General features: G+C 33.3%; 13 protein-coding genes. All 13 read left to right on the plus strand.

The window, feature by feature from the left end; all coding sequences use genetic code 11:
- Positions 1 to 240 precede the first annotated feature (240 nt).
- The gene (locus IHE43_RS02220; RefSeq protein WP_192186480.1) at positions 241 to 1302 is read left to right on the plus strand and encodes a beta-ketoacyl synthase N-terminal-like domain-containing protein; all 1062 of its coding nucleotides are present in this window, start codon (positions 241 to 243) and stop codon (positions 1300 to 1302) included.
- Entirely contained in the window at positions 1299 to 2075 is a 777-nt protein-coding gene (locus IHE43_RS02225) for a polysaccharide deacetylase family protein (protein ID WP_192186481.1), read from the plus strand. Before IHE43_RS02220 ends, IHE43_RS02225 begins: the two co-directional genes overlap by 4 nt.
- Entirely contained in the window at positions 2065 to 2700 is a 636-nt protein-coding gene (locus IHE43_RS02230) for an outer membrane lipoprotein carrier protein LolA (RefSeq protein WP_192186482.1), read from the plus strand. The genes IHE43_RS02225 and IHE43_RS02230 overlap by 11 nt, the downstream gene beginning before the upstream one ends.
- Positions 2666 to 3301, plus strand: coding sequence for a hypothetical protein (locus IHE43_RS02235; RefSeq protein WP_192186483.1), 636 nt, complete (start codon positions 2666 to 2668; stop codon positions 3299 to 3301). The genes IHE43_RS02230 and IHE43_RS02235 overlap by 35 nt, the downstream gene beginning before the upstream one ends.
- A gap of 27 nt (positions 3302 to 3328) precedes the next feature.
- A complete protein-coding gene (locus IHE43_RS02240; protein ID WP_192186484.1) occupies positions 3329 to 3922 on the plus strand; it encodes a porin family protein in 594 nt (197 codons plus the stop codon).
- Between the two features lie 5 nt (positions 3923 to 3927).
- Entirely contained in the window at positions 3928 to 4542 is a 615-nt protein-coding gene (locus tag IHE43_RS02245) for an outer membrane beta-barrel protein (RefSeq protein ID WP_225585345.1), read from the plus strand.
- Between the two features lie 4 nt (positions 4543 to 4546).
- Complete coding sequence (locus IHE43_RS02250; RefSeq protein WP_192186485.1) at positions 4547 to 4924, plus strand: 3-hydroxyacyl-ACP dehydratase; 378 nt, start codon at positions 4547 to 4549, stop codon at positions 4922 to 4924.
- Entirely contained in the window at positions 4921 to 5406 is a 486-nt protein-coding gene (locus tag IHE43_RS02255) for a hypothetical protein (protein ID WP_192186486.1), read from the plus strand. Before IHE43_RS02250 ends, IHE43_RS02255 begins: the two co-directional genes overlap by 4 nt.
- A gap of 19 nt (positions 5407 to 5425) precedes the next feature.
- Entirely contained in the window at positions 5426 to 6613 is a 1188-nt protein-coding gene (locus tag IHE43_RS02260) for a DUF2062 domain-containing protein (RefSeq protein WP_192186487.1), read from the plus strand.
- A 170-nt stretch (positions 6614 to 6783) separates the two neighbouring features.
- Entirely contained in the window at positions 6784 to 10464 is a 3681-nt protein-coding gene (locus IHE43_RS02265) for a 1-acyl-sn-glycerol-3-phosphate acyltransferase (protein ID WP_192188139.1), read from the plus strand.
- Between the two features lies 1 nt (position 10465).
- Entirely contained in the window at positions 10466 to 11983 is a 1518-nt protein-coding gene (locus tag IHE43_RS02270; protein WP_192186488.1) for an NAD(P)/FAD-dependent oxidoreductase, read from the plus strand.
- Between the two features lie 11 nt (positions 11984 to 11994).
- The gene (locus IHE43_RS02275; RefSeq protein ID WP_192186489.1) at positions 11995 to 13659 is read left to right on the plus strand and encodes a C45 family peptidase; all 1665 of its coding nucleotides are present in this window, start codon (positions 11995 to 11997) and stop codon (positions 13657 to 13659) included.
- Positions 13656 to 14945, plus strand: coding sequence for a phenylacetate--CoA ligase family protein (locus tag IHE43_RS02280; RefSeq protein WP_192186490.1), 1290 nt, complete (start codon positions 13656 to 13658; stop codon positions 14943 to 14945). The genes IHE43_RS02275 and IHE43_RS02280 overlap by 4 nt, the downstream gene beginning before the upstream one ends.
- Positions 14946 to 15004: the final 59 nt, after the last annotated feature.

Genomic DNA, 15004 nt, shown 5'->3' on the forward strand with positions numbered 1-15004 from the left:
GACTTGTCCTTGGGTTCAGTCGGCAGACTTAAAGTCTGCAATACTAAAAAGCTTAATTTTAACCGCAAATTACGCAAATTCACACAAATTAATTGGCGAAAATTTGTGTAATTTGTGGTTAGAAAACTTTTTAGAAGCTGAAAGCAAAATCCAGTAAAGTACATAGTTTTAACTATTTTTGAAACCAATATAAAGAATGACGATTCCTTGTTCCTTTAAAAAAACAAATTTAATCTTCGCATGAAAAAAACATATATAAATGGAGTAGGCTGTATTTCGACTCAAAAAACATTTGATACTGTTTTTTTAGAAGAAGCGATCCTTAACACAAACGAAACTGTTCTTTCGATTGTTCCTCCGGTTTACAAAGATTATATTTCTCCCGCTGCAATTCGCCGAATGGCAAAAGGAGTGAAAAACGGAATCGTAGCTTCGGCATTGGCCATGAAAGATGCAAACGTCGAAAATGTAGATGCAATTATTACCGGAACGGGTTTGGGATGCGTTGAAGACTCTGAAAAATTCCTGAAAAATATTCTCGATAATAACGAAGAATTTTTAACGCCAACTTCTTTTATTCAATCAACGCACAATACAGTTGGAGCTCAAATTGCTTTATCGTTACAATGCAAAGGTTATAATTTTACGTATGTAAACGGAGCGGTTTCTTTTGAGTCGGCATTTTTGGATGCCAAAATGCAGATTGAAGAAAACGAAGCCAATTCAATTTTAGTTGGCGGTGTTGATGAAACTGGCGATTATACCATGTCGCTTTTTAAATTAGCCGGACGAATTAAAAAAGAAAATGATCTTCCTTCTGATATTTTAAATGCAAATTCAACCGGAGTTGTTTATGGTGAAGGTGCGAGTTTTTTTGTTTTAGAAAACGAAAGAAAAGATTCAACCTATGCTGAAATTCTTGATGTTGAAATCAGAAATACACTGGACAAAAACGAAATTGAATCTGAAGTAATTGCTTTTTTAAAGGCCAATAATTTAGAAATTTCAGACGTTGACGCTGTTGTTTTTGGTTTCGACGGAAATATTGAATCTGATGTTTATTATAAAAATATTGCTAAAAATGCTTTTGCAAAAACACCGCAATTGTATTACAAACATTTGAGCGGAGAATATGATACAGCTTCGGCTTTTGCTTTGTGGATGGCTTCAAAAATTATAAAAACTCAGGAAATTCCAGAAATTGTAAAAGTAAATTCGGTTACAAAACCAGCTTACAATACCATTTTACTGTACAATCAGGTAAATGGAAAAAATCATAGTTTTACGTTACTTTCAAAATGATAACGCATAAAAACATTTCGTTATTCTTTATCTTTTTATTGCTTTTACTGCTTCTTCTGAAACTTTATACAGCAATTAATTTGTTATGGTTTATCGGAATAATTTTAATCTGGATCGGAATAAATGCTTTTGGTTCTGCCCGAATTTCTTCTAATTATCATGTAAAAGCTTTCTGCAATAATCCATCAGAAACAGAAAAAAAAATTGCCCTTACTTTTGATGATGGCCCGAGTGTTTTTACTTTGCAAGTTTTAGATCTGCTGAAAAAATATGATGCAAAAGCTACTTTTTTCTGCATTGGAAAAAATGTTGAAAAGCATCCGGAAATTATCAAACAAATTATTTCTGAAGGTCATTTAGTTGGCAATCACTCTTATAATCATTCGAAGTTTTTTGATTTTTATAATGCCGCAACAATCGCTGAAGAAATTCAGAAAACAGATCAACTTCTTGAAAAATTCACTTCCAAAAAAATAAACTTCTTTCGCCCGCCTTACGGAGTTACCACACCTTCGATTCGCAGAGCCTTAAAATTAACTGGTCATAAAGTAATTGGCTGGAATATCCGTTCGCTCGACGGGGGAACAAAAGACCAAAATTTAATTTTCAATCGCATAATAAAACGAGTTTCTCCCGGCGGAATCGTACTTTTGCACGACACGGGATCACACTCTGTTTTAGTATTGGAACAGTTTTTGCAATTTTTAGATCAAAACAACTATAAAGTGATTTCTGTGGAAGAACTTTTGAATCTTAAAGCTTATGAAGACTAAACTATATATATTTCTTTTTACCCTAACAATTTCTAATTCGTTCCTTTTCGCACAAGAACAAAAAATGACTGAGGCAGAAATTGCGACTTTCAAACAGGACGTCAATGTGGTAGCTAAAAAAATCAAAACCTTAAGCACTGATTTCGTTCAATACAAACATTTGGACTTTTTATCTAAAGACATTGAAACTTCGGGAAAAATGATTTTTAAAGAACCTGCTTTGTTGCAATGGCAATACAAAAAACCATACAATTATAGTATCGTTTTTAAAAACGGAAAAATCCTGATTAATGACGAAGGAAAGAAAAGTGCGGTTGATATTGGCAACAGCAAAATCTTTGGGCGCATCAATAAATTAATTGTTGGAAGTGTGAGCGGAAATATGTTTGATGACAAAGAATTTGCGATTTCATATTTCAAATCGAAAGGTCAAAATCTGGCGAAATTTGTTCCGAAAGATGCTGCACTGAAAAAATACATTAAACAAATTGAACTGACTTTCGACAAAGAAGAAGCAACTGTGGTTCAGGTAAAACTCTTGGAATCATCTGAAGATTATACCCGAATTGTACTTAAAAATAAAGTGATCAATGCAAAAATCGACGATTCAGTTTTTACTAATTAATTGCTTTTTGGCAATTGTTTTGGTTTCTTGTGACTCAGTCACTAAAAATTATACACCTAAAAAATTAGACAAAACGTCTTATGAAGTTCCTTATTTTTCTGAACCAAAAACCGATTATGTTTATAAAACCAACATCACGGTTTATGGTCATGAAATGTCCGGGATTTTCATTGCCAAGAAAATAAATGACACCACGCATCGCATCGTTTTCACAACTGAATTTGGTAACAAATTGTTGGATTTTGAGATTTCTGAAACAAGTTTTAAAGTCAATTCTATTGTATCGGAATTAGATAAAAGAATCCTGATCAATACGTTGCGAGACGATTTTCGACTGCTTCTTAAAAAAGAATATTTAATTCAGGAGCAATTCGAAAATGAATCAGATAACATTTATAAATCAGCAGACGGGAAAAGGGATAACTATCTTTTCGTCTCCAAAAAAGATCAGAAATTAGAAAAAGTAGTTCATTCTTCTAAAACAAAAGAAAAAATAACAATTACTTTTACTTTAGAAAATGATATTTTTGCTAAAAAAGTTGTCATTTTACATCAGAATATCAAATTGAGAATTGAGCTAAATTATTTTAAATCAGAGTAAAATTCACATTAACCTAAACTAAACCAAATGAAAAAAATAACCTTAATTGCATTCGTTTTATTTATCGGCCTTGCAACTTCACAAGCACAAGTTAGAGTTAGCCCAGGACTTAGAGGCGGTTTGAATATATCAACATTAACCAATATTGATGATAATAGTTCTAAAACTGATTTCTACATTGGTGGATTGGTAAATATTAAATTCAATAAATTTTTCTCGGTTCAACCAGAGATAAATTATTCAAGACAAGGTGATGAAGGAAGATATTTTGAAGATGGCCGTTATTATTCTGAAAAGTACGAATTGAATTATGTAACACTGGGAGCAGTTGCAAAATTTAACTTTGGAGGTGGAGGTTTTCATCTATTGGCAGGCCCTTCTTTAGATTTAAAAGTTAGTGATAATTATATAAATACAAACCCTGAAGATTTTGATCTTTCATTTGTTGGAGGTGTTGGTTATACTTTGCCAAATGGTTTAACTTTTGAAGCTCGACTTAAACAAGGATTAATTGATATTTATGGTTACGATGGTGTTGATTATGATGACTATTATTACGATCAGGTTATTTTAAATCAGGTATTGCAGTTTGGTATCAGCTATACTTTTAAAGTAAAATAACCATTTTGAAGTATAGAAATTTATTAATCGCCGCAACAGCTTTTTTTGCATTTCAACAAGCTGGTGCACAAACTTCTTTTAAACCAGGTCTAAGAGGAGGTTTTTCATTTTCGACTATTTCAGAAACCCGTTCCAGTTATAAAACTGATTTTTATATTGGTGCCTTTGGAGAAATAAATATTACAAAAAAATATGCGCTTCAGCCTGAAATAACGTATAGCAGACAGGGATCTGATAATGTTGGATATTATTTTAATGATAATACCCAAACCGAAACAGTAAAATTTCGTGATTTGCAAATGGGTTATTTATCCTTTACGCTTCTTAATAAATTGACATTTGGACCCGGAATTCAAATACAATTTGGGCCAGCAGTAGATGTTCTTGTAAATGATAATTTAGACAAAGTAGAAATGTATAATGATTTAGCATTTATTAGTGGTATTGCCTATCGTTTACCTTCGGGTCTTACGTTTGAAGCCAGATTAAAAAAAGGTATACTGGATGTATTTGATAGTTCTTATTATAATGACCGAAATGATTATTATTTATTTGGAAGTTATAACACTAACGTCAATTTTCAATTAGGACTTTCTTATGCCTTTGGAGGAAAAAAATAACAAAATGGTTTTAAAAGATTTTTACAAAGTTCTTTCGGAAGAAAAAACAACCGATTCTAAATATAGTATTACGATTTTGGTCAATGAAAAACATGACGTTTTCAAAGGTCATTTTCCAGGAAACCCTATTATGCCGGGCGTTTGCATGATTCAGATTATTAAAGAACTTACGGAGAAAATAACGAAGGAAACTTTAATGATTCAGACGCTTGCCAACGTAAAATTTATGGCGCTTATTAATCCGGAAAATAATCCGGAATTGCGTTTAGAACTTGACATTACAACGACTGAAGATAATTTGGTGAAGGTAAAAAACACCACTTATTTTAACGAGACGGTTGCTTTGAAACTGAGCAATGTCTATAAAAAACTGGAGCTATGAAACTGCTATTAACATTACTTTTATGGGTTAATTTTGCTGGTACGCCAGACTTGGCTGCTATCAGAAAAATGTATACTGGCGTTACAAAATCAGAAAACAACGCTAAAGAATTTTCAGAAAAGCTGGCTGAAGTTTCTAACACTGATGATAAAATTTTGGTGGCTTACAAAGCGGCTTCCATTTTATTGGATTCAAAATTTCAGAAAAAATTACAGCAAAAGATTGATCGTTTTAAAGAAGGTGCAAAACTGCTTGAATCAATTATTAAAAGCGAACCAACTAACATTGAAATCAGATTAATCCGATTGAGTATTCAGGAAAATGTTCCTGGAATTACGGGTTATAAAAAGAATATTAAAGAAGACAAAAAATATCTTACGGAACATTATGCTGAGCAAAATGGTGCTTTGAAAGATTACTTAAAAGACTTTATTTTACAATCAAAAAGTTTCTCTGAAAAAGAAAAACAATTCGTGAAGTAGGCAAAAGCAAAACTCCAAAATGAAACCTAATTTGTCACAGCACGATCTTCTAAATTCCACTTCCTTTTGTGTTATTGTCCCGACGTACAATAACCACAAAACACTTAAAAAAGTGCTGGATTCTGTTCTGGATTTCACCCCCAATGTCATTATTGTTAACGACGGTTCGACAGATTCGACACCGGAAATTTTAAAATCCTATTCGGAGCTGACTCAAATTCATCATCCTAAAAATTTAGGAAAAGGTCGTGCGCTTAGAAATGGATTTCGAAAAGCAATCGAAATGAAATTTGAATATGCCATTACGATCGATTCTGACGGGCAGCATTTTGCCTCAGACATTCCAAATTTTATTGCCGAAATTCAAAGCGAACCCAATTCTTTACTGATTGGAAGTCGCAATATGACACAGGAAAATGTGCCAAAGAAAAGCAGTTTCGGAAATAAATTTTCAAACTTTTGGTTCAAGTTTGAAACCGGAATTAAATTGGAAGACACACAATCCGGTTTCCGATTGTATCCTTTGAATTTAATTCCGAAGAAATTTTACACCAATAAATTTGAGTTTGAAATTGAAGTTATTGTTCGTTCAGCATGGAAAGGGATTACAGTAAAAAATATTCCGATTCAGGTTTTGTATGATCCTGCAGAACGTGTTTCTCATTTTCGCCCGTTCCGTGATTTTACGCGAATTAGTATTTTAAATACCGTGTTGGTAATGAATGCTCTTTTGTACATCAAACCGAGAGATTTTTTTCGAAGAGCAAAAAAAAAAGGTTTTAAAAAATTCTTTCTGGAAGATATTTTAGAAAGTTCCGATACTAATTTTAAAAAATCGGCTGCAATTGCTTTGGGTATTTTTATCGGAATTTCTCCATTTTGGGGTTTTCAGACTATATTGCTTTTTACTTTTGCTGCTTTATTTAAGCTCAATAAAGTTATCGCTTATTTGTCTTCGAACGTTAGTTTTCCACCGTTTATCCCTTTTGTCATCTACGGTTCTTTAAAAATGGGGAGCTATTTCGTGTCTAATGATGTTCCGTTAATTTTAGACAGTTCGATTACACTTGACGATATTCAAAAAAATGCTACACAATATATCGTCGGAAGTCTTATTTTAGCATCCGTTTCGGCACTGTTTTTTGGTCTGTTGAGTTATTTGCTTTTAACGGCTTTTACTAAAAAACATTCTGAAAAATCTTTGTAGTTTTGCCACGAATTACACGAATTTTCACGAATTAATTGGAGTGAAAAATTTGTGTTGAATATAAAATAAATCGGTCTCGGAAATAATTGAATACGGCATAATTTCATCGACAAGTCGATAAAAAATTAGTGGAAATTCGTGTAATTCGTGGCAAAAAGAAAAATAAAAGCATGCATCAATATTTTTACGCCATTCATTTGTTTGTCAACCGAAGAAAATCTTTGTCGGTTGCTTTGGCTGTTTTGATGCTTTTTGTATTTGGCTTTTTTGCTTCTCAAATTAAATTTGAAGAAGATATTACGAAATTAATTCCAACAAACGACAAGTCTGACGTTACGGCAAAAGTTCTTAAACAATTAAATTTTGCTGATAAGATAACCGTCATTTTCAAACTCGAAAAAAACGGCTCTGATAAAGATTTAAAAGAAATGGCAACTGCTTTCTCAGACAGTGTTGCTAAATCCTGCAAACCATACCTTACCGGAATTCAAGGGAAAATTGACGAAGAAAATATTCAGGAAACTATTGATTTTGTTTACGGTAATTTGCCGCTTTTTCTGGATAATAAAGATTACGACGCGATTCAAAATAAACTGCAAAAAGATAGCATTGCAGCAACGGTTCAGGGAAATTACAAATCGATTATTTCGCCATCCGGATTTATTACGAAAGATTTTATTCTGCAAGATCCATTGGGGATTTCGTTTATCGCTTTAAAAAAATTGCAGCAATTAAATATTGGCGATGATTTTACGCTGGATAATGGTTTTGTCATGACCAAAGACAAAAAGAAATTATTGCTTTTTATAACTTCAAATCTTCCGTCGAGCGAAACCGAAAAAAATACCATTTTTGCTGCCAAACTAAAATCAATTCAGGAAAATTTAAATCAGAAATTTAAAAGCAAAACATCGATCAGTTATTTTGGTTCCGCTTTAATTGCCGTGGCTAATGCCAATCAAATCAAGAGCGATATTATTTTAACGACAACCATCGCGATGATTACACTGATGCTGATTTTGATTTTGTTTTATAAAAAAGTCATGATTCCGCTAATTATTTTTCTGCCAACGGTTTTTGGCGCTTTGTTTGCTGTTGCCTTTTTATATTTTGTGAAAGAACAAATCTCAGCCATTTCGCTAGGAATTGGTTCAATCTTACTCGGAATTACAATTGATTATTCCCTTCATATTCTGACGCATTACAAACATAACAGCGATGTAAAAACGTTGTACAAAGACATTACGATGCCGGTAATTATGAGCAGTTCTACAACGGCAGTTGCCTTTTTATGCCTGCTTTTTGTAAAATCTGATGCGTTGAATGATCTCGGAATCTTCGCCGCTGTTATCGTTATGGCTTCTGCATTTTTCTCGCTTTTGATTGTACCACATTTATACAAACCAAAAGAAAACAACTTTGAACACAAGAAAAATGTTATCGATAAATTGGCTCATTTTTCTTTTCACAACAATAAAATCTTAATTGGTTTTTGTGTTTTAATTACCATTGTTTGCTTTTTCACTTATAATAATGTCGGTTTCAATAACGATTTATCGCAATTGAATTTTGTTCCGAAGGAAATTAAAGCGGCCGAAAAGGATCTGGAAGAAAGCACGAGTTTAACTTCTAAAACTATTTATGTTGCTTCGTACGGAAAAAGTATGGAAGAAGTTCTGCAAAATAACAGCAAGCTTTTTTCCGATTTATCGAAGGAAAAACAAAACAACAAAATCTTAAATTTCAGCTCGGTTGGTGGCATTATGCTTTCGCAGAAGGAACAACAGCAAAAAATAGACCAATGGAATTCCTTTTGGGACACCAATAAAAAACAGCTTTTAAAATCTCAATTAATTGCCGAAGGTTCAAAACTTGGTTTTAAGCCAACCACTTATTCAAATTTTTACGATCATTTGGATTTCAGTTTCAAACCGATTTCTGCTTCAGTATATTTAAAAATTCAGGCGTTGCAACTGAAAGAATTTGTAACCAATAAAAATGGTTTTTATACTATTTCGACTTTGGTAAAAGTGACGCCGAAACAACGAGATGCTTTTGTAAAATCAGCTTCAGCCAAAAATAATCTGATTGCCATTGACCGCCAGCAAATGAATGAAACATTTTTCAGCACTTTGAAAACCGATTTTAATTCGCTTGTCAATTATTCATTTGTTGCTGTAATTCTAATTTTGTTTTTCTTTTTCAGAAGAATCGAATTGGTTATCGTGAGCTGTATTCCGATCGCTTTAACCGGAATTGTAACAGCGGGAATTATGGGCATTTTTGGTATTCAGATGAATATTTTCAGCATGATTGTCTGCACTTTGATTTTTGGGCACGGTGTCGATTTTAGTATTTTCATGACCAGCGCACTTCAAAAAGAATATTCAACCGGAAAAAACGAAATTGCCATTTACAGAACATCCATTATTCTGGCGGTTATCACCACTATTTTAGGAATTGGCGCGATGATTTTTGCCAGACACCCTGCGTTGAGATCTATTTCTTCGGTTTCATTAATTGGAGTTTTCGCCGCATTGATTATCACGTTTATCTTCTACCCGATTCTCTTTAAACTATTTATATCGAATCGTTCAAAAAAAGGAAATCCTCCTTTTGTATTGCGCACCTTTGTTCACGGTATTATTTCGTTTACTTATTATGGACTTGGCGGTATTTTGATGTCACTTTTCAGCATTACCATCATGCCGATTCTTCCTATAAAGGAGAAAACTAAAATGAAAGGTTTTCGATATGTGATTTCAAAATTCATGAAATCAGTTTTGTATTCGAGCCCTTATCTTCATAAAAAGGTCATTAATAAATTCGATGAAAATTTTGAAAAACCAGCTATTATTATTGCCAATCACTCATCGTTTATCGATATTCTGGCCATGGGAATGCTGAGTCCGAAAATTATTTTTTTAGTAAACGACTGGGTTTACAACTCCCCTATTTTTGGCGGAACAGTTAGAAAAGCTGGTTTTTATCCGGTTTCAGAAGGAATTGAAGATGGCGTTGAACACTTACGTCAAAAAGTAAACGAAGGCTATTCGTTAATGATCTTTCCTGAAGGAACCCGTTCTGAAAGTAATCAGATTAAGCGTTTTCATAAAGGTGCTTTTTATCTTGCCGAAGAATTCAATTTAGATATTCTTCCGGTTTTAATTCACGGTGCTTCAGAAGCAATTCCGAAAAGAGATTTTGTAATTCATGACAGTTCTCTTACTGTTTCTATTTTAGAAAGAATTTCGCCGGATGATCTTTCTTTTGGGGAAAATTACGTCGAAAGAACAAAACAATTAAGTTCTTATTTTAAGGCAGAATTTGCTAAAATTCGTCAGCAACTGGAAGGTCCGGAATATTTCAAAAAAATGATTATTCATAGTTATGATTATAAAGAAATTGAAATCATCAACAGTGTTAAAAGCAATTTAAAAACACATTTCGAAATCTATTATCGCTTAAACAGGCATCTTTCGGCGAAAGCCAAAATATTGCATTTGGCGGATGATTATGGGCAACTAGATGTTTTATTGACCTTGCAGGAACCACAACGAAAAATACATTCGCACATAGCTGACGAAGAAAAATCGTTAGTAGCGAAAACCAATTATTTCCTTAAAAAGAGAAAAATTTCTTATTTAGAAAATCTCGAAAGCATTTCAGAAAATCAATTTGACGCCGTTTTAATTTCGGACGAAAATTGTACTACTGCTATTGAAAAAATTGTTGCTGTAACTTCCTGCATTATTTTGATTGATAATTCCACTTTAAAAACCACTTTGATTAACTTTGGTTTTGAAAATGTTTTAGAAGAAGATTCCATAATCGTATTAAAGAAAAATTAGAATGAAGGAGCAATACGATGTTGTAATTGTAGGCAGCGGACTGGGCGGTTTAGTTTCAGCCATTATTATGGCAAAAGAAGGCTATAGTGTTTGTGTGCTCGAAAAAAACAATCAATACGGTGGAAATCTACAAACTTTTGTACGCGATAAAACCATTTTTGATACCGGAATTCATTATATCGGAGGTTTAAGTGAAGGTCAAAATCTCTATAAATATTTCAAATATTTGGGAATTATGGATCATTTAAATCTGAAGAAATTAGATGAAAATGGTTTTGATATGATCTCTTTTGAAGACGATCAAAATGAATATCCGCATGCACAAGGTTATGAAAATTTTGTAAAACAATTAGAATATTTTTTTCCTGAAGAAAGAGAAAATCTTGAGGAATACTGTACTAAACTACGAACGATTTGTGACTCATTTCCACTTTACAATTTAAAATGGGAAGGCAAATATGACAATGCTATTTTAGAATTAAACGCAAAAGATATAATCGACAATAGTACTCAAAATGACAAGCTAAAAGCTGTTTTGGCGGGAAGCAATTTTCTGTATGCGGGTATTCCGGATAAATCACCATTTTATGTTCACGCGCTTTCAGTAAACTCCTATATACAAAGTTCCTGGCGTTGTATTAATGGCGGAAGCCAGATTACAAAACAACTCTTAAAACAACTCAAAAAACACGGTGGGGAATTTTATAAATACAAAGAAGTTACTCGTTTTAATATTGAAAACAACAAAGTAACAGGTGTAGAAATGAAAGACGGTACTCAGGTTTCCGGCATTCGTTTTATCTCTAATATAGATCCCAAAATTACACTGAAACTAGTTGGCGAAGAGCATTTCAGAAAAGCATTTTATAGCCGAATTCAAAGTCTTGAAGGTGTTATTTCAGCTTTTAGTTTATATCTTGTTTTTAAGCCTGAAACTTTCAAATACATTAATCATAATCATTATCATTTTAAGAAAAGCAGTGAAGTCTGGAATGCTCATGATTACGACGAAGATTCATGGCCAAAAGCTTTTATGGCTTCCATGAATGCTTCAAAAAAACAAGAAGAATGGGCAGAAGGCATGACTTTCATTACTTATATGAAATATGACGATGTAGCTCCGTGGATGAATACTTTTAATACAACTGCAGAAGAAAATGATCGTGGCGAAAGCTATGAGGAATTTAAAACCAGAAAAACATCTAAATTTCTTGATGAAATTGAACTAAAATTTCCAGGAATAAAAGATTGTATTCGGTCAATTCATACTTCGACGCCGCTTTCTTATCGGGATTATATTGGAGGACATAATGGTAATATGTATGGTTATGTGAAAGATTCCAGCAACCCGATGAAAACTCTTATTCCGTCAAAAACCAAATTAGACAATCTTTATCTTACCGGACAAAGCATCAACATGCATGGTGTTTTGGGGGTAACTATCGGAGCTGTCGTAACCTGTTCTGAAATTCTTGGGAAAGAATATTTAGTAACCATAATCAATCAGGCATCTGAATAAAAAATGTGTATATGAAAAGCCGAATTAATTTATTTTTATTCGTTAGTCTTTTATTGATGTTGGCATCTTGCGGAACATCAAAATCTATGCGTCATGAGCCTGAGATTTCAAAATATAATACTGCAAAACCTACTGTAACTAAACAATCGCCTACTGTTTTTGTATCAGGAAAAAATTCACTTTTAAAAAACAAACAAGGTCTTTGGGAATTATATGTCGAAGGTGATCCTTTAGAAATTGGTGTTACTACCGGCGCTTTATCTGATTCTCTTTTAAAAAAACAGGAGGATATCTTTTTTTCTAAAATCGAAGATATCGTTCCATCAAAATTTCAGCAGAAATTGCTTCGCCAATTTCTAAAATGGTACAATCGGAAATTATACACCAATGTTCCTGAAGAATATCAAACTGAAATTTATGGCGTTTCTCAATACACTTCAAATAATTTTGATAATATCGCACCGCAATACCAACGCAATTTATATTTGCATGCCGCACACGACATTGGTCATGCCTTACAAGATTTGGCTTTGGTTGGCTGTTCGTCTTTTGCAGCCTGGGGCGAGAAATCTGAAGATGGTAATTTAATTCTTGGGCGTAATTTTGATTTTTATGTGAATGACGCTTTCGCGGAAAATAAAATCATAGCCTTTATAAAACCGGAACAAGGTCATAATTTTATGATGGTAACATGGCCCGGCATGATCGGTGCAGTTTCAGGAATGAATCAACAAGGTTTGACAGTTACTATCAACGCCGGAAAATCAGAAATTCCGCTGAGCGCCAAAACACCTATTTCGATTTTGACCCGTGAAATTTTACAGCACGCTCAAAATATTGAAGAAGCAATTATAATCGCCAGGAAAAGAAAAGTCTTTGTTTCTGAATCTATTATGGTTGGAAGCGCCCAAGAAAATAAAGCTGTTTTAATTGAAGTTTCACCCAAAAAGATGGATGTTTATGATGTTGCAAATAGTAATCAATTAGTTTGTTCGAATCATTTTCAGAGTGAAGCTTTCAAAAATGATGAACGAAATCAGGTACAAATTAAAGACAGTCATTCAAAATATCGCCTTGACAGAATGCAGGAACTTTTAGATGAAAATCCAAAAATGAATCCAAAAATTGCTTCTGAAATTCTTCGAAATAAAGAAGGTTTAAAAGATATTTCATTGGGGTATGGAAATGAAAAAGCTTTGAATCAATTGCTGGCGCATCACGGAATTATTTTTAAACCAAAAGAAAAACTGGTTTGGGTTTCAGCAAATCCGTTTCAATTGGGTGAATTTGTATGTTACAATCTGGATTTTATATTTAACAGAAAATCAAATTCAGCAATTTCATTAGAAGAGGAAAATTTAAATATTGCCGAAGATCCCTTTATTAGAACTGAAGCTTTTCAAAATTATAAAAAATTCAAAGTTGAAAATCACCAATTCGATTTGTATCTGAAAAACAAGGAAAAGGTTTCTTCTGACTTTATTCAGCATTACCAATCTTTAAACCCTGATTATTGGGTTGTATATTACAAAGCAGGGTTGTACTTTTATCAAAAAAAAGAATTCCGCGCTGCTCAGGCTAATTTTGAAAAAGCTTTGACCAAAGAAATTACTACCGCTCCTGAAAAAGCAAAAATTGAAAAATATTTAAAAAAACTCAAAAGAAAATTACAATGATTCCAGCGATAGAAAAAAATTCTTTAGACGAAATTAAAATTTTTCAGGAACAAAAATTAGCAGAACTTTTAACATATATCAGTGAGAATTCTCCTTTTTATAAACGCCTTTTTGCTGGAAGAAATATTGATATCTCAACGATAAAAACACTTGAAGATTTACAATATTTGCCTGTTACCACAAAAGAAGATTTACAACAATATAATGATGATTTTGTGTGTGTGCCACAACATAAAATTATTGATTATGCTTCGACTTCAGGGACTTTAGGTGATCCGGTAACTTTTGGTTTAACCGACTCTGACCTGGATCGTTTGGCCTATAATGAAGCCATTTCTTTTGCCTGCGCTGGAATTGCAGAAGGCGATGTCGTTCAATTAATGACTACAATCGACCGAAAATTTATGGCTGGTCTGGCGTATTTTTTAGGCTTAAGAAAATTAAAGGTTGGGGTCATTCGCGTTGGCGCCGGAATTCCGGAATTGCAATGGGATTCGATTTTAAAATACAAACCTTCTTATTTAATTACTGTTCCGTCTTTTCTTTTGAAATTGATTGAATATGCCGAAATTCACGGAATAGACTATAATAATTCAAGCATAAAAGGTGCCATCTGCATTGGAGAATCGTTGAGAGATCAGGATTTTTCTATGAATACCTTATCCAAAAAAATTGCAGAAAAATGGAATATTAAGTTATTCTCCACTTACGCTTCAACTGAAATGAGCACCGCTTTTACAGAATGCGAACACGGAATAGGCGGGCACCATCATCCGGAATTAATTATTGTTGAAGTATTGGACGAAAATAATATACCTGTAAAAAATGGCGAAGCTGGAGAATTGACTTTCACCACTTTAGGAATTGAAGCTATGCCTTTGTTACGTTTTAAAACTGGCGATATTGTGCAGCTTCACGATGAACCTTGTGCTTGCGGAAGAAATACTTTGCGTGTTGGCCCGGTTGTTGGCCGTAAAAAACAAATGATTAAATATAAAGGAACAACGCTATATCCGCCAGCGATGAATGATGTTTTGAGTGGTTTTGACAATATCGAAAATCATCTTATCGAAATTTCTACCAACGATTTAGGAACGGATGAAATTCTGATAAAAATTGCCGTAAAAAATCAAACACCTGAATTTCTTCAGGAAATAAAAGACCACTTCAGGGCCAAATTAAGAGTAACTCCAAAAATAGAATTCGCTTCAAAAGAAACTTTAAATCCGTTGGTTTTTAATCCGATGAGTCGAAAACCAATTCGGTTTTTTGATTATAGAACTTGATTTAAGTTGCAAAGGTTCAGAGGCACAAAGGCTGTTAATCAGCCAGATAAAAAACCCTT

Source organism: Flavobacterium sp. MDT1-60, assembly GCF_014844035.1.
In the GTDB taxonomy this organism is placed as follows: domain Bacteria; phylum Bacteroidota; class Bacteroidia; order Flavobacteriales; family Flavobacteriaceae; genus Flavobacterium.

Coding starts and splice junctions, on each gene's coding strand:
- IHE43_RS02270 (WP_192186488.1), top strand. CDS start 10,466: ATGAAGGAGCAATACGATGTTGTAATTGTAGGCAGCGGACTGGGCGGT.
- IHE43_RS02220 (WP_192186480.1), top strand. CDS start 241: ATGAAAAAAACATATATAAATGGAGTAGGCTGTATTTCGACTCAAAAA.
- IHE43_RS02240 (WP_192186484.1), top strand. CDS start 3,329: ATGAAAAAAATAACCTTAATTGCATTCGTTTTATTTATCGGCCTTGCA.
- IHE43_RS02265 (WP_192188139.1), top strand. CDS start 6,784: ATGCATCAATATTTTTACGCCATTCATTTGTTTGTCAACCGAAGAAAA.
- IHE43_RS02230 (WP_192186482.1), top strand. CDS start 2,065: ATGAAGACTAAACTATATATATTTCTTTTTACCCTAACAATTTCTAAT.
- IHE43_RS02275 (WP_192186489.1), top strand. CDS start 11,995: ATGAAAAGCCGAATTAATTTATTTTTATTCGTTAGTCTTTTATTGATG.
- IHE43_RS02235 (WP_192186483.1), top strand. CDS start 2,666: ATGCAAAAATCGACGATTCAGTTTTTACTAATTAATTGCTTTTTGGCA.
- IHE43_RS02250 (WP_192186485.1), top strand. CDS start 4,547: ATGGTTTTAAAAGATTTTTACAAAGTTCTTTCGGAAGAAAAAACAACC.
- IHE43_RS02260 (WP_192186487.1), top strand. CDS start 5,426: ATGAAACCTAATTTGTCACAGCACGATCTTCTAAATTCCACTTCCTTT.
- IHE43_RS02255 (WP_192186486.1), top strand. CDS start 4,921: ATGAAACTGCTATTAACATTACTTTTATGGGTTAATTTTGCTGGTACG.
- IHE43_RS02225 (WP_192186481.1), top strand. CDS start 1,299: ATGATAACGCATAAAAACATTTCGTTATTCTTTATCTTTTTATTGCTT.
- IHE43_RS02280 (WP_192186490.1), top strand. CDS start 13,656: ATGATTCCAGCGATAGAAAAAAATTCTTTAGACGAAATTAAAATTTTT.